Origin of the sequence: Nocardiopsis ganjiahuensis DSM 45031 (genome assembly GCF_000341085.1) — a bacterium.
GTDB lineage: Bacteria > Actinomycetota > Actinomycetes > Streptosporangiales > Streptosporangiaceae > Nocardiopsis > Nocardiopsis ganjiahuensis.
The window spans coordinates 269,464-289,732 of sequence record NZ_ANBA01000008.1; the positions used below are offsets into that span (position 1 = coordinate 269,464).

The following is a 20,269-nucleotide window of genomic DNA, read 5'->3' on the forward strand; positions in this document are numbered from 1 at the left end:
AACAGCCCTCGAGGACTTGCCCTTGACGTCAACGTCAAGTCCTAGCGTAGGCGGCACACACCTGAGGAAACCATCCTCAACCACCCACAAGGGGAACCACCATGGACATCAACGGCTCCATCGCGCTCGTGACCGGCGCCAACCGCGGCATCGGCAAACGCTACGTCGACGAACTCCTCGCCCGGGGCGCCGCGAAGGTCTACGCCACCGCCCGCCGACCCGAGCTCATCGACGCCTCCGACCCGCGCGTGGTGCCCCTGTACCTGGACCTGCTCGAGGAGACATCGATCAAGGAGGCCGCCGCCACCGCCCAGGACCTCACCCTGTTGGTCAACAACGCCGGCATCGCCACCGGAGCGAACCTGCTCACCAGCGACACGGACCTGATCCGCACCGACCTGGAGACCCACCTGTTCGGCTCGCTGCGCACCATCCGTGCCTTCGCACCCCTCCTGGGCGCCAACGGCGGAGGGGCCCTGGTCAACGTCCTGTCCCTGCTCTCGTGGGTCACCGGCCCGGGCACCGGCTCCTACTCCGTGGCCAAGGCCGCCCAGTGGAGCATGACCAACGGTGTGCGCCTGGAACTGGCCGCACAGAAAACCCTCGTCCAGGGCGTCCACCTGGGGGCCGCCGACACCGACATGATGGCCGCACACGACACCCCCAAGATCGACCCGGCCGACGTCGCCCGCGCCAGCCTGGACGGAGTCCAGAAGGGAACCCTCGAGGTGCTGGTCGACGAACCCAGCCGCTACGTCAAGAGCACCCTGTCCGGCGACCCCGCACAGTTCTACGACCTGTCCGGGAACTGAACCGCCCCACACCCAACCGTCGACCCCTGGCCACCCCGGCACACCGCACCCCACCGGCCCGCCACTGCGCCCGGAGCCCCTCCCCCGCCCCGGGGTACCGAACCGGGCCAGGAAGTGCCCCATCCGCTTGAGCGAGCGCTCCTCGAACCTCCCCCGAGCATCCCGCCTCCCCCAACCCACACAGACCCACCAACCTCACCTAATCCACCCCCACCCCAGGCCCCACCCCGTACTCTGCCCCCATGCTCATCCGCACCCTGTGCCGCAGCTGTCTGGGCAGCGGCACACAGGTCCTGGTCCTGCCCTACACCCCCCGACACCAACCACCAGCCCAAACCCTGGTCCCCCACCCCTGCCCCCACTGCGCGGGCAACGGCCACCACCACCTGGCCGCCACCCACCGCCCCACCCCCACCAAAAACGGGATTTAACCCACCCACCGGATACCGACATGTATACGTAACGGTCGGGCACGCCCAGCGAAACACCCCGACACCAGCCTCCTAGGTGCACCCCCCGAACAACCCCCACACACCTAGGAGGTGGGCATGGCCTGCTCCCGCCCGAGCACCTGGACCAAGACCCTCACCGCCGCACTGGCCCTGACACTGGCCGCCACCGCCTGCGGCACCGCGGAACCCGCCGGAGTCGACACCGACACCGTCACCGTCGGCATGCTCCACTCCCTGTCCGGCACCATGGCCATCAGCGAAGTGACCGTACGCGACGCGGTCCAACTCGCCATCGACGAGATCAACGCCGACGGCGGAGTCCTGGGACGCCAGATCGAACCCGTCCTGGAAGACGGCGCCTCCGACGAAGCCACCTTCGCCGAACGCGCCCAAAAACTCCTGCAGTCCGACAACGCCGTCGCGGTCTTCGGCGGCTGGACCTCCGCCTCACGCAAAGCCATGCTGCCCGTCTTCGAACGCAACAACGGCCTGCTGTTCTACCCCGTGCAGTACGAAGGGCTGGAGGCCAGCGACAACATCGTCTACACCGGTGCCACCACCAACCAGCAGATCATCCCCGCCCTGGACTACCTGCGCGAACAAGGCCACACCAGCCTCTACCTGGTCGGCTCCGACTACGTCTTCCCCCGCACCGCCAACCAGATCATCACCGCCTACGCCGACCACCACGACATGGAGATCACCGCCCAGGAGTACACCCCCCTGGGCCACACCGAGTACTCCACCATCACCAACGACATCGCCCGCACCGAACCCGACGCCGTCTTCAACACCCTCAACGGCGACTCCAACGTCAGCTTCTTCCAACAGCTGCGCTCCGCCGGAGTCGAGGCCCAGGACGTGCCGGTGCTCAGCGTCAGCGTGGCCGAAGAAGAGGTCGAAGGCATCGGCGCCGACAACATCGCCGGCCACCTGACGGCCTGGAACTACTACCAGAGCGTCGACAACGATGCCAACACCGGTTTCGTCGAGGCCTTCACCGACACCTACGGCGCCGACCGCGTCACCTCCGACCCCATGCAGTCGGCCTACAACGGCGTCTACCTGTGGAAGGCCGCGGTCGAGGCCGCCGACAGCTTCGAGGTCGAGGACGTGCGCGCCGCCCTGGACGGGATCGGCATCGACGCCCCCGAAGGACCCATCACGGTGGACGGCGACACCCAGCACGTGGCCAAGACCGCCCGCATCGGCCAGGTCAACGACGAAGGCCTCATCGACGAGATCTGGACCTCCCCCGAACCCATCGTCCCCGACCCCTACCTCCAGGGCTACGACTGGGCCGACAACCTCACCGGCTGACCCCCCTCCACCCGCTCACCCCCACCGGTGCGGCCGCACCCCCACCCCGCCTCCCGGCCCCCAGCACAGAAAGGAGCAGCGATGGACGCCATCATCAGCCAACTCCCCACCGGCCTGGCCATCGGCGCCGTCCTCCTCCTGGCCGCCCTCGGCCTCAACTTCACCTTCGGCCAAATGGGCGTCATCAACATGGCCCACGGCGAACTGATCATGACCGGCGCCTACACCGCCTACGTCCTGCACGCCTGGATCGGCCTCAACCCCGCCTACTCACTCCTGATCGCCCTACCCGTCGCCTTCACCATCACCGGCACCCTGGGCTGGCTCCTCGAACTCAGCATCATCCGCCACTTCTACGCCCGCCCCCTGGACACCCTCCTGCTGACCTTCGGCATCGGCATGATCCTCCAACAAGCCGCCCGCGACACCTTCGGCGCACCCAACGTCGACGTCCCCGCACCGGCCTGGCTCACCGGAGGCCTCACCCTGACCGACGGCATCCGCATCCACTACTCCCGCCTGTTCATCCTCGCCCTGACCATCGCCTGCGTCATCGCCATCGCCCACTACCTCAACCGCTCCCGCCAGGGCCGACAGATGCGCGCCGTCATCCACAACCGCGACCTGGCCGCCATCACCGGCATCAACACCCGAAAAGTCGACGCCACCACCTTCTTCATCGGCTCCGGCCTGGCCGGCATCGCCGGAGTCGCCCTGACCCTCATCGGCCCCACCGGACCCACCCTGGGCACCAACTACATCGTCGACGCCTTCCTCGTCGTGGTCGTGGGCGGACTGGGCCAACTACGCGGCACCGTCCTGGCCGCCTTCACCCTGGGCATCCTCAACGCCACCGTCGAAGCCTGGGCCGACGCCTCCCTGGCCAAACTCATCGTCTTCGCCACCATCGTCGCCTTCCTCCAGGCCCGCCCCCAAGGACTGTTCACCGTCAAGACCCGGGCACTCACATGACCAACACCCCCACCCCCACCACCGAGACCGCACCGGGCACCCTCACCCGGCTACGCGGACCCGCCACCTTCCTGGCCCTGCTCGCCGCCGCCCTGCTCCTCCTCCCCCTGATCCTGGAACCCTTCCGCCTCAACCTGCTCGCCCAGTACCTGTGCTACGCCATCGTCGCCCTGGGCATCGCCCTGGCCTGGGGCCGCGGAGGCATGCTCACCCTGGGACACGGCGTCTACTTCGGACTGGGCGCCTACGCCATGGCCATGCACCTGACCCTGGCCCGCACCGCCACCGACCCCCTCGACCCCGGCGCCCTCCCCCAGTTCATGCTCTGGTCCGGCCTCACCGAACTCCCCTGGTTCTGGCAACCCCTGGCCAACCCCGCCGTCGCCGTCACCACCGCACTCCTGCTCCCCGCCGCCCTGGCCACCCTCCTGGGCTGGTCCGTCTTCCGCCAACGCGTACGCGGCGCCTACTTCGCCATCCTCAACCAGGCCCTGGCCGCCGCCTTCGTCATCCTCCTCATCGGCCAACAACACCTCACCGGCGGCTCCAACGGCCTCACCGACTTCCCCGTCTTCGCCGGACACAGCCTCTACACCCCCACCGCACAAACCACCCTCTACGCCCTGACCGTCCTCACCCTGGCCGCCCTCTACCTCCTCTTCCGCCACATCACCCGCAGCCGCTACGGACAACTCCTCATCGCCATCCGCGACGGCGAGGACCGCGTCCGCTACCTGGGCTACGACCCCACCTGGGCCAAAACCTTCGCCTACGCCCTCTCCGCCATGGCCGCAGGAGCCGGCGGCGCCCTCTTCGTCCCCGTCATGGGCATCATCTCCCCCTCCCTCATCGGCGTCATCCCCTCGATCATGATGGTCCTGGCCGTCGCCATCGGCGGCCGCTACTCCCTGGCCGGAGCCGCCCTGGGAGCCGTCCTCGTCAACGCCGCCCAGACCACCTTCTCCGAACACTTCGCCGGCGGCTGGACCTACCTCCAAGGCGCCCTGTTCGTCATCGTCATCGCCCTCGCCCCCCAAGGCCTGGCCGGACTCACCCAACAGATCCGCGACACCCTGCACACCCGCCGCCACCACACACACCGGCGCACCCCCACCCCCGCACCCCAGGAGCCCACCACCGGGAGCACCCCATGAACCTGCTCGACATCAACGACCTCACCGTCACCTTCGGCGACTTCACCGCCCTGGACCACGTCGACCTCACCCTCACCGAAGGCGAACTACGCTTCCTCATCGGCCCCAACGGCGCCGGAAAAACCACCCTCATCGACACCATCACCGGCCGCACCCGCCCCACCTCGGGCACCCTCACCTTCAACGGCCACCCCCTGGCCGGCATGGCCGAACACCGCATCGTCCGCGCCGGCATCGGACGCACCTTCCAAACCAGTGTCGTCTTCGGTGAACTCACCGTCGCCGACAACGTCGACCTCGCCGCCTCCCACCGCCTACCCCCCTGGCAACTCCTGCGCAGACGCCGCACCCTGCCCCCACCCCTGACCCACATCCTGGACCGGGTCGGCCTGAGCGAACACACCCACCACAAAGCCGCCACCCTCTCCCACGGCCAACGCCAATGGCTGGAGATCGCCATGCTCCTGGCCCAACAACCCCGCCTGCTCCTACTGGACGAACCCGTCGCCGGAATGAACGCCCAAGAGCGCACCCGCACCGGCGACCTCCTCACCGAGATCGCCACCGACCACACCATCATCGTCATCGAACACGACATGGACTTCCTGCGCCGCTACGCCCACCAGGTCACCGTCCTGCACGAAGGACGCGTCCTCACCCACGGCGACGTCCACACCGTGCAGAACGACCCCCGCGTCCAGGAGGTCTACCTGGGCCGCACCCCCCAGGAGGCCACCCCGTGACCACCCCCCACCTGAACGTGCGAAACCTGTCCGCCGGCTACGGCCGCGCCCGCGTACTCTTCGACATCGACCTCACCGTCCACCCCGGCACCATCGCCTGCGTCATGGGCCGCAACGGCGTCGGCAAAACCACCCTGCTCAACACCATCGCCGGACTCATCACCCCCACCACCGGCACCATCACCCACACCGGCACCGACATCACCACCCTGGCCCCCCACCAACGCACCCGCCGCGGCATCGCCTACGCACCCCAGGGCCACGACACCTTCGCCCCACTGACCGTCGCCGAGAACCTGCACGTGGCCCACCAGGCCACCCGCCGCAACCGCCCCGACCTCATCGACGCCGCCCTGGAACGCTTCCCCCGCCTCAAACCCCTCCTGGGCCGCAAAGCCGGCCTGCTCTCCGGAGGACAAGCCCAACAACTGGCCATCGCCCGCGCCCTGGTCACCGACCCCGACCTGCTCATCCTGGACGAGCCCACCGAAGGCATCCAGCCCAACATCGTCGCCGAGATCGAAACCGCCATCACCGACACCGCCGCCCAGGGCATCACCGTCCTGCTGGTGGAGCAGTACCTGGACGTGGCACTGCGCCTGGCCGACACCATCACCGTCATCGACGCCGGACGCGTCATCCACACCGGCCCGCGCACCGAACTCACCCACCGCAGCGCCCACGCGCTCATGGCCATCTGAAACCACGCCCCCGCGGAAACGAAGGGCTCAGGGCCGCACAGGCACAGGACCGGAAAGGCACAGGAGCGCGGGGACACACCCCCTTCAGGCATGAGGGCCCACAGTGACGGGACCAAAACTCAAAGCGGGCCGCACCTGCTGGATACGGCCCAACTCCCGGACCCGCTCAGCCACCCCCTCACGCTGGGCCGCCGTCAACTCCACCACCGGCTCCACCCGCACCTGCAACCGAGAACCCGAACGCCGCTGGTGCCACACCCCCGCCGCCCGCCCCCGCAGGTAGAGCACGGGGAAGTTGCCCGCCTGCCCACGGGCCAGCGCCCGCCCGTGAGCCCTACCCGGAAAGAGGACCTCGCGGGGATGCGAGCCCACGGTGTAGGGATCGAAGTAGGGCAACAGCATCACCTCCGGAGCGTCCCCGACCGCGCCCCGCACGTCCCCGGCCAGCCGCCAGTACCGCTGACCGCCCCCCTGCCGGCCACCCGCCCGCAGGGGTTCGGCCACACCTTCCAGCGACTCCAGCAGCTGCCGCGTCCACCGCAGCGGAGCCGCCAGCCACCGCGCCAGGTGAGCCGAGGTGACCGGACCATAGGCACGCAGATAGGCGCCCACCAGGTGTTCCAGCCCCGCACGCTCCGACGCCAACGCGAAGTCCGGCACCCAGCGGCGCACACCGGTGAAGGTCACCGTGCGCCCCCGTACGGGACCGAAGCACATTACCCCGCGCGTGGCCAGAGCCCGCATCGCCCACCGCCACCGCGGCCACCACCCCCCGAACGCGGGCATCACCTCCTCGCCCGCCCAGGCACCCACCCGCGCCACCAGGGCCCGGGTGAGCTCGTCCGCGCTCATCTCCGCCTCACCGAGGACCTCGCCCGCGGCGACCACCAGCTCCTCGACCTGCTGCGGGCTCAGCACAGCCCCCTTGGGGGCGGGATTGCCCGCCCGTTCCACCGCACCCAACCCCGCACACCACAACCCCAGCTCAGCCGAGGGCAGCAGATGCACGGTGCCCCGGGGGCCGTAGGTCTTGACCACCTCACGCCGCTCCCACAGCGCCTCCCGCACCCGGGTGCGCTCCACCCCACCCAGGCGAAGGGCCACCGACACCTCCGCCGCACCCATGACCTGGGCATGCGCCCCGCACATCGCCCCCACCACCTGGGCCACGTCCGCTCCCGGGCTGCTCAGGTGATGGCGCTCGCACCGCCGTGCGATCTGCCCCGACCAGTCCACGGACGCGGCTCCGGGCTCGGGGGCGGGTACGGACGGGGACGTGAGGGCTGATGACACAGGTGCTCTCCTCGACACAGAAGGTAGGCGCCCACCCTAGGAAGAATGGAGGCCAACCCCTGTCCTGCACCCGCCCGGGCCCGCACCCGCAGCACAGTTCACGCAGACTCGCCCGCGAAGAGCCGACCACCCCGGCCTCCCCCGCGAACAACGCCCGCACCCCAGCGCCGCGGCACACACGAAAGGGGCCCACCCCTCCGGGCGGACCCCTCTGGACGCACACAGGCTCAGGGCAGAGGCAACCAGCCCGTGCACACCTTCAACCCCGCACCCGACTCCAACCGCTCCAGGGCCGCCCGCTCCAGCCGGGTCCGACGCGGCGCCCGCTCCGGTTCCACCCGCGCCATCCCGAACACGAACCGGAACACGTCCGCCTCCCCCGGAGAGCCGTCGTCGACCAGCGTGAACCGCCTCTGGAACCGCACGATGTTGGACTCCTCACCCAACGCCCGCCCCCACCAGGGATCCAGCAGCCACGACGTGCACGTGGCCACCACCGGGTCCGACCCCAACTGCTCGCGGGCGAAGGGACGGGCCCGCTCCAAGGCGTCCTGCACCGAGTCCGGGTCCAGCCCGCCCGAGGGAATGTGCAGGCGCAGCACCGGATCCCCCAACCCGAACCCCGCACCCAGCGCCGCGGCCTCCCGGGCCCCGTACCAGTTCACCGGCCCCTGGTCGCCCAACAGGGCGGGCTCCAGCTGCAGGCCGCCCACCCAGAACAACCGGCCCCGGAACTGCGCGGCCACCCACGCGGCCGTCTCCACACTCAGATGGCCGAACATCCGCCGCGAACGCCCCACCTGCACACCCACGTCGGCCAGGGTCGCCACCGTCACCGCCCGGTCGATCCCGCGCCGGGCGTGGCGCTCCAGCTGCTCGGGCACCATCGCCGCGAACGCCCACAGCGAGGCCGCCCGCACCCGCGGGTCCTGGGCCCCCACCAGGCTCGGCCAGGGCCGCCACACCCCCACGGGTAGGTCGGCGTCGGCCCACAACCGCCGGTACATGCACTCCACCAGGTACCACAGCTCCTGAGGCCACTCGCCCTGGGCCGTGCCCGAACCGGGCCAGAGCGCCTCCAGCTCGGCACGGTCGGCCCCGTCCAAGACGAACATGTCCAACACCTCGGCCGCCGCCGACCCGGTGGGCACCTTCAGCTCCACCCCGGGCTCGGGCAGCTCCTCGCAGGCCCGCAACCACTCCCCCGCCTCGGCGTCCAACCCGAACCGTTCCACCACACGCACACTGTCCATGCGCACATCCTGGCGTCCCCACCCACCCCAAGGGAAGAACCACACCAAGACCAATCACCACAAAACACCCAAACAGCCATACCCCAGAGGAACCCCAACCCCCCACCGGCCAGTGAGACCAGATCCACAGGTGGGCATAGTGTTGAAGAAACCCCCAACCACCCACCACCACACACCGAAGAGGAACACCACCGATGTCCGACCCAGCGCAACTCCTGCGCGACTGGATCGCCACCTACGACTCCCCCACCACGTCGGTGGCCCACCTCCTCTGCGACCGCCACGACCCCCACGCCACCGCCACCACCGAAATCGGCCCCACCCTGGAGCCCACCACCCTCACCTTCGGCGAACTACGCGAACGCTCCCAAACCCTCGCCACCGGACTCGCCCACCAAGGCATCCGACCCGGCGACCGCATCGCCACCCTCATCCCCAAAGGCATCGACCTCACCATCACCGCCCTGGCCACCTGGCGCCTAGGCGCAGTCCTGGTCCCCCTCCTGTCCTCCTTCGCCCCCTCCGCCATCACCCAACGCCTCACCGACTCCGACGCCCGCATCCTCATCTGCGCCGACGAATACCGCACCAAACTCGACCCCACCCCCCACACACCCACCCACCCCACCTGGCACATCGCCACCACCGGAACCCAACCCCTCCGCGAAGGCGACCACACCCTCACCAGCCTCAGCCAACACCCCCCACACACCACCCCCCACACCACCACCGGCAACGGCGACATCGCCACCGTCTACGTCTCCAACCTCATCGGCCCACCCCGCGGCGTCCGCGTCCCCGCCCGCGCCCTGACAGCCATGCACGCCTACCACCACTTCGGCCTCGGCGTCCACGACGACGACACCTACTGGAACACCGCCGACCCCGGCTCCGCCTACGGCCTCTACCACGGCCTCATCTCCCCCCTCCTGGCCGGACACAACTCCCTCGCCCTACGCGCAGGATTCTTCGACCCCGAACTCACCCTCGACGTCCTGGGCCTGCACCAAGTCACCAACTTCGCCTCCGACCCCACCACCTACCGCACCCTGCGCGCCGCCACCAAGACCCTGCCCCCCGACATCATCGTCCAACGCATGGCCAGCGCCGGAGAACCCCTCGCCCCCGACGTCATCGACTGGGCCACCGACCTCTTCGGCGTCCCCGTCCGCGACCACTACGGCCAAACCGAACTCGGCTGGTGCGCCGGCCTACCCAACGGCGACCTCCCCCACACCCCCACCACCCCACCCCCCGGAGCCATCGGCCCCGCCCTACCCGGCTGGGACATCCAAGTCCTCGAAGCCATCACCGACGAACCCGCACCCCTGGGCGCCTACGGCCGCATCGCCATCAACCGCGACAACAGCCCCCTGGACTGGTTCGAGGGCTACCTCGGCTACGAAAACACCATCGACATCCGCTTCACCCCCGAACGCACCTACCACCTCACCGGCGACACCGGCATCATGGACCGCCAAGGCAACCTCCACTTCTCCACCCGCGACGACGGCGCCATCATCACCCGCAGCTACCGCATCGGCCCCACCGAAGTCGAAGCCGTCCTCAACACCCACCCCGCCGTCGAAGAATGCGGCGTCTACTCCATCCCCGACGACATCGCCGGACACCTCGTCGGCGCCCGCATCGTCCTGGCCGACGGCCACACCGGCACACCCGAACTCGCCGAAGAACTCCGCGACTGGGTCCGCACCCGCTTCGCCCCCCACGCAGCACCCCACACCGTCAGCTTCATCGACGAACTCCCCCGCAGCGCCTCCGGCAAAATGCGCCGCGCCCGCCTGAGATAACCCCAGGCACCGGAGCCCACGGGGGCGCGCAGCACACCCACCGCGCCCCCGCACACCCCCGCGCCCACAGCCAAGGCCCTACCCGCCCCGACGGGCCAACCGCTCGGCCTCATCCGCCCGCGCCGCACCCTCACGCAACCGGCCCCACACCCACACCGTGGCCCCCACGAACACCACCACCCCGAACCACGCCGGCGCCATCAGATGCACCCGCCCCAACAGGCCACCCACCAGCGCACCCACCGCCACCAACCCCATACCCGACATCTTCTTCACACTCAGAACCCGACCCATCAACCGCTCGGGCACCACCTGCTGCACGATCCCCGCCAACAACACCACCGCCACCGTCCCCGAAGCCGCCACACCAGCCCACGCCAAGGCCGCCACCCACGCGTTCGGAGCCAACGCGAACACCGCACACCAACCCGCCTGCCCCAAAAATCCCGCCACCACCACCGCGAACCGGCCCCACCGCTCACGCGCCCACGACGCCGAAAGCGCACCACCGATCGCCCCCACCGCCGCCACCGCCAAGAACACCCCGAACAACGGCCCCGGCACCCCGAAATGCACCTGCACCACCAGTACGAACACACCCATCAGCGCCCCAGCACCCAAGTTCGACACCGACGAGAACACCACCAGCGCCCGCAACGACACATCACCCCACACGTGCCGCACCCCCTCGGCCAGATCCGCCCCCACCGAACCCCGCCGCGCCCGCACACCCCCGCCCTCACGCGCCGCCCGGGCACCGGGCCCCCGCACCGCCAGCGGCAACCCGAGCAGCACCACCGCCCCCACCACGTAGGCGCCCGCGTTCACCGCCAACGGCAGGAACGCCGCCACCACGAACAAGAACCCGCCCAGCGGCGCCCCCACGAACTCCTGAGCCACCTCCCGCCCGCTCACCAGCCGGCCGTTGGCCTGGTCGACCGCACCCCGGGCCAAGGAGGGCACCATGGCCCGCGCCGCCACGTCGTAGACGATCTCGCAGGTCATCACGGCGAACATCACCACGTACAGCCAGGCGATGCCGGCCTGCCCCGTGGCCACGAGCACCGCCAGAGCCACGATCGCCGCGGCCCGCACCAGGTTGGCCGCGACCATCATCCGCACCCGGTCGCCCCGGTCCACCCACACCCCGGCCACCAGCCCGAACAGCAGCCACGGCAGGTACCGGGCCACCGTCAGCCCGGCTACCGCCAAGGGGTCGCTGGTCAGCACCGCGGCCAGCAAGGGCAACGCGGTCAGCATCACCCCGTCGGCGAGGTTGCTGACCACACTGCCCGCCCAGAACCGGTGGAAGGCCGCGTCCAACCGCGGCGGGGGTGAGGCAGGGGTGGGAGAAGAGGGGGGTACGGCCGACACCAGGGGTCCTCACACGGGCAGGGGGCGAGTAGGGGCAGGGACCAGAACGCCGTCACCCTAACGCCCCACCGCACCCGCTGGCAGCCGATCGTGCCGACCGGACCCCGCGGCCCGCCCGGCCGCAGCGAACGGCGGCCCGGAGACAGCCGGGGGCCGACCCCCGGCTGTCGGACCGAACCCGGACCGGGCCGCCGTCCAGGTCAGAAGGGGACGGCCCTGAACAGGCAGCAGGGCCGTCCCGGAGCAGGCCGACTCACTCCGAGGGCGGCACCGTCGCCGCGACCAGCTCGTCCACCCGGGCGGCCAGCGCCATGTCCTTGTCGGTGACCGCACCCTCCGAATGGGTGGTGAGCGCGAACCGGACCGTGTTGTAGCGGATGTCGATGTCGGGATGGTGCCCGGCCTGCTCGGCCGCCTGCGCGACCTCGTTCACCAACGCCACCGCCGCCAGGAAGTCCGCCAGCCGCACCGTGCGATGCACCAGCGGCCCTTCCGGATCCCACTCCCATCCCTCGAGCCGTCCCAGTCCCTCACGGATCTGTTCCTCACTGAGCCGCACCGTCTCTTCCCCGTTCCTCGGCGACGTCCTCCGTACCGCCCCCTACCCACCCCGACCGCACCCACCCACAAGAACGGGGGCGCCCCGCCCGCAACGGAAGGGGCCCACGGCCCATCGGCCCCACAAGTTCCAGTCGCGGAACTCCACCGGCCCGACCCCCACCGCACTCACCGGCCCCACCCCGCTCACCTGTGGTGACGCAGGGTGCCGATCAAGGTGCCAATCCGTGATTGGCCGGTTCCGGCCGCCCCCACCCGCCCCGTCCAGCAACGGCCACCACCCCAAGGGCCCCGACCACCTGATCCACTCCCCGAAGGAAAACCCCGTGTACTCGGTGCGGCGAGAGCCGCATCCTTCATGTCTTTCCTGAACTGCTGTTTCTTGTGAAAAGATACGGCACCTTTACAGCGTAGATTTTTATATGGGGACAGTCATCCGGCCCACCGGTACCCCGAGGCGACCTGCGCCCCCGCGCCCGCCCTTCGGATCCAGGCACCCGCAAAGCCTTGCAAATCCCCCCACGGGGCGGTTAGCTCTGTGCAACTCCGGCCCCATCCCCCACCGGCGGCCCCCACCAGCCACGCCCGCCACTCCCCCCGGAAGCGAGCCCATGCCCCACGAGAAGCGCTCCTCGCTTCGCGCCCGCATGATCACCCTGGTACTCATCCCCAGCACCGCCCTGCTGGCCCTGTGGGCGGTCTTCACCACCGTCCTGGCCACCGACATCCGCGACCTGAGCACCACCACCGCCCTCATCGAGGAGGTCGGAGAACCCGTCGTGGACGTGATCAGCCACCTGCAGCGCGAACGACGCGCCACCATGGCCGCCGCCCACCGCCCCACCGCCGCCACCACCGAACAACTCGACACCGCCCAGCAGGAGACCGACGAGGCCGTCCAGACCCTCGTCCTGGTCCTGGACCGGCACGACCACACGGACCTGCCCCCCGAGGTCCTGGACCTCCAACGCCAGCTGCACCTTCTCGACCGCCACCGCACCGAGGTCGTCGACCCCCTCCCCTCCGGAGCCGACCCCCTGCAGGTGGCCTCCGCCCCCTACACCCGCATGATCAACTCCGGCCTGGAGATCTGGGAGGGCCAGGCCGACCGTGCCGACGCCGCGCTCTCCTCCCACCTGCGCTCCCTGGCCTCGATCCTGCGCACCCGCGAGTTCCTCAGCCAGCAGGACAACGTCCTGGCCTACTCCCTGGCCACCAACAGCTTCACCCCCGAGGCCCACATCCAGTTCGCCGCCGCGGCCGGAGCCCAACGGCACACCTGGGACCAGGTGGAACCCGCCAACGGCAGCCGGCGCAGCTCGGACTACACGACACTGACCGGATCCAGCCAGATGCGATCGGTCCACCACCTGCAGGACCTGGTCATCGCCAGCCCCGGCGGCCCCGACAGCCGCGTCCCGCTCAGCTCCCAGACCTGGAACGAGGCCAGCCGGACCCTGGACGAGCGCATGCGCGAACTCGAACTGGGCCGCATGGCCCAGATCGTCGAACTGGGCCACACCCAGACCAGGGACCTGTTCGGCGGGGCCCTGCTCATCAGCATCGTGGCCCTGGTGGCGGCCCTGACCTCGGTCCTGGTCGCGGTGACCGGATCCCAACGCCTGGGACACCGCCTCCAGGCCCTGCGCACCCACACCCTGCACCACGCACGCATCCGCCTCCCCCAGGTCACCGCACGGCTGCGCGCCGGCCAGAGCGTGGACGTGGACGCCGAGACCCCCCGCCTCGCCCAGGACCACCACGACGAGCTCGGGCAGGTGGCCGAGGCCTTCAACGACGCCCAGCGCGCCGCCGTGGTGGCCGCGGTCGAGGAGGCCCAGGTACGGGCCGGGGTCCGCAACATGTTCCGCAACATCGCCCGGCGCACACAGTCGCTGGTGCACCGGCAGCTGTCCCTGCTGGACCGGCTGGAGCGCACCGAGACCGACCCCGAGGTCCTGGAATCGCTCTTTCGCATCGACCACTTCAGCACCCAGATGCGCCGCAACGCCGAGAACCTGATGCTGCTCAGCGGTGACCGCCCCACCCGGCGCGGGGCGGCCTCGGTCGGGCTGCACGAGGCGGTACGGGCCGCGGCCGGCCAGATCGAGGACTACGCCCGGGTCCGGGTCCTCGCCCTGCCCCAGGTGGCCCTGCCCGGCGAGGCCGGATCGGACCTGGTACGCCTGGTCGCCGAACTGCTGGAGAACGCAGCCGCCTTCTCGCCCCCGGGCACCGAGGTCACCGTGGGCGGACACACCCCCGAGGGCGGAGGCCACGTGGTGGAGGTCCAGGACCGCGGCCTGGGCATGACCGCCGACCAGCTGGAGACCGCCAACACACTGCTGGCCGACCCGCCCCGCTTCGACCTGGGACAGATGCGCGAGGACTCCCAGCTGGGGCTGTACGTGGTCGCCACGATCGCCTCACGGCACGGATTCGAGGTGGAGCTGCACGCCCTGCCCTACCAGGGCACACGCGCTCTGGTGCGGATCCCGGACGAAGCCGTGCAGCACACCGGCCACACCGGGCCGCTGCGCCGGGCCGAACTCCTGGGCCCGCCCCGCGCCTCGGACGACTCCACGGCCCCCTCCCCCACCGCGAACCCGCACGCGGACACGCCCCCCGACCCCGACGGCAACGCGGTACTGACCGAACGGGCGCGCCCGGGACGCCACCGCTCCCAGGCGCCGCGCCCCCACGGCGACCCGCCCCACCCGGAGAGCCCCGCGCCCCCCGCGCAACCCTGGTTCGCCGAACCGGCGGGCGAGGAGGTCCCCGGCGGGCCGGCCCCCTCCCCCGCCACGGGCCGCACCTACAAGGGGCTGCCCCGGCGGCAGCGCCGACCCGTGGACCCGCCGACCGCCCCCGGAACCGGCGGACCGCAGGGCACCGGGGCCCACGAGACCCAGACCACCGGATCGCAGCGTTCGCTGTCGGAGATCCGGTCGATGATGAGCGCCTTCCAGGCCGGAACGGAGCGCGGACGCGCGGAGTCCGCCGGCACGGAGGACACGGAGGGTGCGCCCGAGCAGCAGGCGCACCACGACGAGAGTTCGGAAGGGTGATGGCGATGTCGGCCGAGGCCGCAGCGGAGGGCAGGAGCGTCGGAGTGGGCGTGGACGGGGTGTCCGCGGGCCAGAGGCTGAACTGGCTCATGGGCGACCTGGTGGAGCGGGTGGCGGGGGCCCGGCAGGCACTGCTGCTGTCCGCGGACGGGCTGCTGTTGTCGTCCTCGCCGGGGGTGGAGCGCGAGGAGGGTGAGCGGCTGGCGGCGATCGCGTCGGGCTTCGCGAGCCTGGCCCGGGGGGCGCGTGCGCAGCTGGGCGCCACCGAGGTGCGTCAGAGCGTGGTGGAGATGGACAGCGTGTTCTTCTTCGTGCTGCCCGCCGGGCAGGGGGCGCAGTTGGCGCTGGTGGCCGACTCCTCCTGCGACATGGGGCAGGCGGCCTTCGAGGTGAACCGGCTGGTACGGCAGGTGGGGCCCTACCTGTCGGCCCTGCCCCGGGGCCGGGGAGGACAGAGGTGAACTCGTTACCTCCGGAGGGTGAGGGGTGGTCGGCGGAGTCGAGCCTGATCCGCCCGTACTCGTTGACAGGGGGTCGTACCCGGCCCACACGGACGGACTTCTCGATGACCTCGCAGGTGGTCGCGGTTCCGTCCGTGGAGCGGCTGGAGGTGGACCCGGAACTGGAGCTGATCCTGTCGGTGTGCGTGCGTCCGGTGTCGGTGGCCGAGGTGGCCTCGCGCTCGGGCTTTCCACTGGGGGTGCTGCGGGTCCTGTTGGCCGATCTGCTGGATCAGGGGCATGTGATGGTGCATACCTCGGACTGGGAGCGGTGCCGACCGGACGCGCAGACGCTGCGGTCGGTGTTGAAGCGCATCCGTGAGCTGTGAGGTGGTGGGGATGGAGGGCTCGGTGGCCCCAGAGGGCGGTCCCGTTCCGGACACGTTGAAGATCGTGGTCGCCGGTGGGTTCGGGGCGGGCAAGACGACGCTGGTCTCGGCGTTGAGCGAGGTGGAGTCGTTGCACACCGAGGAGGTGATGACCTCCCAGAGCGTGGGCGTGGACGATCTGGACGGGGTGGAGGGCAAGACCACGACGACGGTGGCGCTGGACTTCGGCCGGATCACGTTGGACGCCTCGACGGTGGTGTACCTGTTCGGGACCCCGGGTCAGCGGCGGTTCTCGTTCATGTGGGAGGAGTTGGCGCAGGGGGCGCTGGGCGCGGTGGTGCTGGCCGACACACGCCGCTTGGCGGACTCCTTCGACGCGATCGACTTCTTCGAGTCGCGCGGGGTGCCGTTCGTGGTGGCGGTGAACTGTTTCGACGGCCAGCTCACGCACCGCGCGGAGGACGTGCGGGTGGCGTTGGACGTGGCCGAGGGGGTGCCGGTGCTGCTGTGCGACGCCCGTGAGCGCGAGTCGGTCAAGGAGGTCGTGGTGGAGCTGGTGTCGCTGGTGCTGCGCCTGGAGGTGTCGGGTGCCTAGGGCCTTGGGTGGGTTTTCCTGTCCCGGTGCCCTCGCGTCTCCAGTGAATCCTTCAAGTAAGAGTTGAGACTTTTGGCTTCTACCCCCGGTGGTGGAGCCAACAAGTCTCCAATGTCTGAAATCTACGACCGGAGGGCGTGGTCGAGGTCGCGCAGGTGGTCGGCGACCGGTCCGAGGGTGAGCATGCCGGTCTGGGCCCCGGCCAGCTCCCCGGCGGCGGGGGCCAGAGCCTCCCGGGCACGGCGCATCACGGGCCGCTCCCGCAGGGCCAGCGCGGCGCGGGCGGTCAGGCTCCAGCGGGTCTCCAGGAGCAGGTCCCGGGGCGGTTCGGGCAGGCGTGCCAGGGCGGTCGCGGCCTCGTCGGGCCGGTGCTGGGCGAGCAGCACGTGGGGGCGCGCCCAGGGTTCGTGGGGGCCGTGGTCGGTGTCGGGACCGGCGGGGGCGGGCAGGCCGCGCTGCAGGCGCAGGCACAGCAGTGCCAGGGCTTCCATCCCCTCTTCGAGCCCGGGCATGCCCGCGCCGCGCAGCAGGGCGGCGGCGCCGCGGTAGGCGGACTCGGCCTCCTCGAACGAGATGTTGGGGTCAGCGGCGGCGCGCAGCGCCCGGTACCAGGTCGTGAACACCTCGGTCAGGGGGCGCTCGTGGTGGCGGGCCAGTTCCTGGGCGGCGCGGGCGTGGTGGTCGGCTCCCTCCCAGTCGGCCAGCGCCGCCCGTGACTGCAGCCGGACGAGGTGGCCCAGGATCTGGAAGGTGACCAGGTCGTGGCGGGTGGCCAGAGTGAGCAGCTCCGCCCCCAGGGCGTCGCGTTCGGGTGCCAGCCCCGTGCGGTGGAAGGTCTGCATGTACCGGGCGTTGAGGGCGAAGGCCAGCAGGGTGGGGTCGCCCAGGTCGCGGGCGAGCCGTTCGGCTTCTGCCGCGGTCTCGGGGCCGCGGGGCCCGCCCGTGCCACGTGACTCCAGGGCGATCGTGGCCAGAAGGCGGGCGCGGGCGGCTTCGTGCCCCGTGGCGGGCAGGGCGTTCAGGACGCGTTCGGCGGCGGCGACCACCCGGGCCGTCCGGTCGGGGTCGTCCACGCGGGTCCAGTTGGCGGGGACGTCGTAGGCGCCGATCACGCGGGCGGTCAGGTGGGGGTCGCCGAGTTCCTCGGCGGCGGTGACGGCGGCCAGGCGCTGGGAGCGGGAGGCCTGGAGTCCTTCCGGGCCGGTGAGGGCGAGGTCGCGCAGGAGGCTGACGGTGGATTCGAGCCGGACCCGGGAACCGGGGGTGACGGTGCGCTGGTAGGCGTCGGCCGCCCGGGACCACAGCCGGTCCCCGGCGGGGTCGGGGGTGAGGTGGTCGGCCTGCCGCAGGATGTCCTGTTCCAGGCGGCGCAGGGCGGGGCCCGGTTCCACTCCCAGGTGCTCGACCAGCAGGGCGCGGGCGCGGCGCAGCACCGCCAGGGCGTCCCCCTGGCGGCCGGTGCGGTACAGGGCCAGGGCCAGCAGGCGCCAGCCGTCCTCACGCCAGGGGTGTTCGGCCACGTGCGCGTCCAGGTCCGGGACGGCCCGGTCGGCCTGTCCCAGGTCCAGGAGGGCCTGGGACAGGCGTTCGAGGGTGTGCAGGCGCAGCTCCGCCAGGCGGGCGCGTTCGCTGCGGGCCCAGGGCGCGTCGGGGAAGTCGGCGTAGGCGGGTCCGCGCCAGGGGTCCAGCGCCTGTCGGAGTCGGGGCAGGGCCTGGGCGGGCGGCAGGGCGGCGGCCTGCTGGTGGCGCTGTTCGAAGAGCCGGGCGTCGACGGTGTCGGGATCGGTCTCGAGTGCGTAGCCCGGCCCCCGCGTGGTGAGCAGGGTGGCGGGGGCGCGGGGCGGGCGGTCCGGTTCCAGGGCGCGGCGCAGGGCGGCCACGAAGGTGCGCACGGCGCTGACGGCCCCGTCCGGTGGAGAGCCCTCCCACAGGTCCTCGACGAGCAGGTCCACGGGGACGACGCGGCCGCGGGCCACGATCAGCCGGGCCAGGACGGCGCGGTGGCGTGGTCCGCGCAACGCGAGCGGGCGGCCCTGGTCGTCCCAGGCCGTGACGGGTCCGAGCACCCCGAAACTCACCCGCACCGGCGCCCCTCCCCCTGTGGCCGTGTCGTCCGTGGTCAACGTACCGCCTGGGGAGCCCGGAGGGCGCGGTGGGGCCGGGTCGCCGCCGCGGCCGGTGGGATCGCTCCCCCGTGGCCCTCCGGCGGCCGCGCCCTCCCCACTCCGGTCCCGTCCCGTCGGGTGGGTCGGCGCCGGTTCGGGCGGGTGTGCTGGAGGCCGCGGCCTGTTCGCCGGCGCCGGTTCGGGCAAGGGCTGGGAGGCCGAACCGCCCTTGGGCGCTCATCGGTTGCTCATCGCGCCAGGCCAGGCTGGGAGCACTCCCCCCACGGACGAGAGAGAGCAGGCATGAGCATGGCCCCGGTGATCGAGGGTTTCGAGTACGAGCGCGTGCGGGTGGCCCCGCAGGTGTCGTTGAACGCGGCGGTCGGGGGTTCGGGCCCGCCCGTGGTGCTGCTGCACGGATTCCCGCAGACCCACCTGATGTGGCGGCACGTGGCCGCTGACCTGGCCGCGGACCACACGGTGATCTGCCCCGACCTGCGCGGCTACGGGGACAGCGACAAACCGGAGGCGACCGACCCGCAGGTGTACTCCAAACGGCGCATGGGCGCGGACGTGGTGGAGCTGGCCCGGGCGCTGGGGCACGAGCGGTTCGCTCTGGCCGGGCACGACCGCGGGGCGCTGGTGGCGGTGCGCACCGGACTGGACCACCCCGAGGCGGTCACGCACCTGGCGAGCCTGGACGTACTGCCGACCCTGGACATGTGGGAGGCGCTGCACGGGGTGCGGGGCGCGGTCGGTTTCCACCTGTACCTGATGGCCCAGCCGCCGGGGCTGCCCGAGCAGATGATCTCCGCCGCCGCGGAGGCCTTCTTCGGGTTCTTCCTGGACGCCTGGTCCACCGGGCCGCACGCCTTCCCCGACCAGGTGCGCCGCGCCTACCTGGACGCCAGTGCGGCAGCGGTGGACTCGATCGTGGCCGACTACCGGGCCTCGGCCGGGATCGACATCGAGCACGACGAGGCCGACCGGGCCGCCGGGCGGCGTCTGCGGATGCCGGTGACGGTGCTCCAGCAGGACTGGGGCGCGGCCCTGGGTTACGACGCCGCAGCGTTGTGGGGTGCCTGGGCCCCGGACCTGCGCCACGCCACCGTCACGTCCGGGCACTTCATGGCCGAGCAGGACCCGTCCGGGGTGGTCGGGGAGCTGCGGGCGCTGCTGGAGCGCTGATCGCAACGGCAGGGCTCGCACGCGTGTGCGGGCCCTGTTCG

Annotated in this window: 18 protein-coding genes; 13 read left to right on the plus strand and 5 right to left on the minus strand. The window is 71.3% G+C overall.

Annotated elements, in window-relative coordinates:
* Positions 1–101 precede the first annotated feature (101 nt).
* The 7 genes from D458_RS0109875 (at position 102) to D458_RS0109900 (ending at position 6,154) form a co-directional block, all read left to right on the plus strand.
* Positions 102–812 carry an SDR family oxidoreductase gene (locus tag D458_RS0109875; RefSeq protein ID WP_017586577.1) on the plus strand — a complete coding sequence of 237 codons (711 nt, stop codon included), beginning with the start codon at positions 102–104 and terminating at the stop codon, positions 810–812.
* A gap of 242 nt (positions 813–1,054) precedes the next feature.
* Positions 1,055–1,243 carry a hypothetical protein gene (locus D458_RS36715; protein WP_160168047.1) on the plus strand — a complete coding sequence of 63 codons (189 nt, stop codon included), beginning with the start codon at positions 1,055–1,057 and terminating at the stop codon, positions 1,241–1,243.
* A 117-nt stretch (positions 1,244–1,360) separates the two neighbouring features.
* A complete protein-coding gene (gene urtA, locus D458_RS0109880) occupies positions 1,361–2,584 on the plus strand; it encodes an urea ABC transporter substrate-binding protein (protein WP_017586578.1) in 1,224 nt (407 codons plus the stop codon).
* An 81-nt stretch (positions 2,585–2,665) separates the two neighbouring features.
* A complete protein-coding gene (gene urtB, locus D458_RS0109885; protein ID WP_017586579.1) occupies positions 2,666–3,556 on the plus strand; it encodes an urea ABC transporter permease subunit UrtB in 891 nt (296 codons plus the stop codon).
* Positions 3,553–4,710 carry an urea ABC transporter permease subunit UrtC gene (gene urtC / locus D458_RS0109890; protein WP_017586580.1) on the plus strand — a complete coding sequence of 386 codons (1,158 nt, stop codon included), beginning with the start codon at positions 3,553–3,555 and terminating at the stop codon, positions 4,708–4,710. The genes urtB and urtC overlap by 4 nt, the downstream gene beginning before the upstream one ends.
* A complete protein-coding gene (gene urtD, locus D458_RS0109895) occupies positions 4,707–5,453 on the plus strand; it encodes an urea ABC transporter ATP-binding protein UrtD (protein ID WP_017586581.1) in 747 nt (248 codons plus the stop codon). Before urtC ends, urtD begins: the two co-directional genes overlap by 4 nt.
* Positions 5,450–6,154: an ATP-binding cassette domain-containing protein gene (locus D458_RS0109900; RefSeq protein WP_017586582.1), complete on the plus strand. Its 705-nt coding sequence runs from the start codon at positions 5,450–5,452 to the stop codon at positions 6,152–6,154. The genes urtD and D458_RS0109900 overlap by 4 nt, the downstream gene beginning before the upstream one ends.
* A gap of 84 nt (positions 6,155–6,238) precedes the next feature.
* Here the strand turns inward: D458_RS0109900 and D458_RS0109905 are convergent, their stop codons facing one another.
* Positions 6,239–7,447 carry a winged helix DNA-binding domain-containing protein gene (locus D458_RS0109905; RefSeq protein WP_239647927.1) on the minus strand — a complete coding sequence of 403 codons (1,209 nt, stop codon included), beginning with the start codon at positions 7,445–7,447 and terminating at the stop codon, positions 6,239–6,241.
* 227 nt (positions 7,448–7,674) lie between these two features.
* Positions 7,675–8,700 (minus strand): acyltransferase domain-containing protein, encoded by a 1,026-nt coding sequence (locus D458_RS0109910; protein WP_017586584.1) that lies wholly within the window; start codon positions 8,698–8,700, stop codon positions 7,675–7,677.
* Between the two features lie 194 nt (positions 8,701–8,894).
* Between D458_RS0109910 and D458_RS0109915 the strand changes: the two genes are divergently transcribed.
* Positions 8,895–10,511, plus strand: a complete 1,617-nt coding sequence (locus D458_RS0109915; RefSeq protein WP_017586585.1) for an AMP-binding protein — start codon at positions 8,895–8,897, stop codon at positions 10,509–10,511.
* 78 nt (positions 10,512–10,589) lie between these two features.
* On the opposite strand, the gene D458_RS0109920 is transcribed toward D458_RS0109915, so the two are convergent.
* Together D458_RS0109920 and D458_RS0109925 are read right to left on the minus strand one after the other, a co-directional pair.
* Complete coding sequence (locus D458_RS0109920; RefSeq protein ID WP_040702301.1) at positions 10,590–11,885, minus strand: MFS transporter; 1,296 nt, start codon at positions 11,883–11,885, stop codon at positions 10,590–10,592.
* Positions 11,886–12,138: 253 nt separating this feature from the next.
* On the minus strand, positions 12,139–12,444 hold the full coding sequence (locus D458_RS0109925; RefSeq protein ID WP_017586587.1) for a 4a-hydroxytetrahydrobiopterin dehydratase: 306 nt from the start codon (positions 12,442–12,444) through the stop codon (positions 12,139–12,141).
* 610 nt (positions 12,445–13,054) lie between these two features.
* Between D458_RS0109925 and D458_RS0109930 the strand changes: the two genes are divergently transcribed.
* The 4 genes from D458_RS0109930 to D458_RS0109945 are packed head-to-tail and all read left to right on the plus strand — an operon-like array spanning position 13,055 to position 16,935.
* Entirely contained in the window at positions 13,055–15,511 is a 2,457-nt protein-coding gene (locus D458_RS0109930) for a nitrate- and nitrite sensing domain-containing protein (protein ID WP_017586588.1), read from the plus strand.
* A complete protein-coding gene (locus tag D458_RS0109935; RefSeq protein ID WP_017586589.1) occupies positions 15,511–15,972 on the plus strand; it encodes a roadblock/LC7 domain-containing protein in 462 nt (153 codons plus the stop codon). The genes D458_RS0109930 and D458_RS0109935 overlap by 1 nt, the downstream gene beginning before the upstream one ends.
* Positions 15,969–16,340, plus strand: coding sequence for a DUF742 domain-containing protein (locus D458_RS33290; protein ID WP_026119161.1), 372 nt, complete (start codon positions 15,969–15,971; stop codon positions 16,338–16,340). The genes D458_RS0109935 and D458_RS33290 overlap by 4 nt, the downstream gene beginning before the upstream one ends.
* Positions 16,341–16,350: 10 nt before the next feature.
* Entirely contained in the window at positions 16,351–16,935 is a 585-nt protein-coding gene (locus tag D458_RS0109945) for a GTP-binding protein (RefSeq protein ID WP_017586591.1), read from the plus strand.
* 122 nt (positions 16,936–17,057) lie between these two features.
* Here D458_RS0109945 and D458_RS0109950 read toward each other — a convergent pair whose 3' ends face one another.
* Positions 17,058–19,019 (minus strand): BTAD domain-containing putative transcriptional regulator, encoded by a 1,962-nt coding sequence (locus D458_RS0109950; protein WP_017586592.1) that lies wholly within the window; start codon positions 19,017–19,019, stop codon positions 17,058–17,060.
* 330 nt (positions 19,020–19,349) lie between these two features.
* Here D458_RS0109950 and D458_RS0109955 point away from each other — a divergent pair, with 330 nt between their 5' ends.
* Entirely contained in the window at positions 19,350–20,228 is an 879-nt protein-coding gene (locus tag D458_RS0109955; RefSeq protein ID WP_026119162.1) for an alpha/beta fold hydrolase, read from the plus strand.
* The last annotated feature ends 41 nt before the right edge of the window (positions 20,229–20,269 follow it).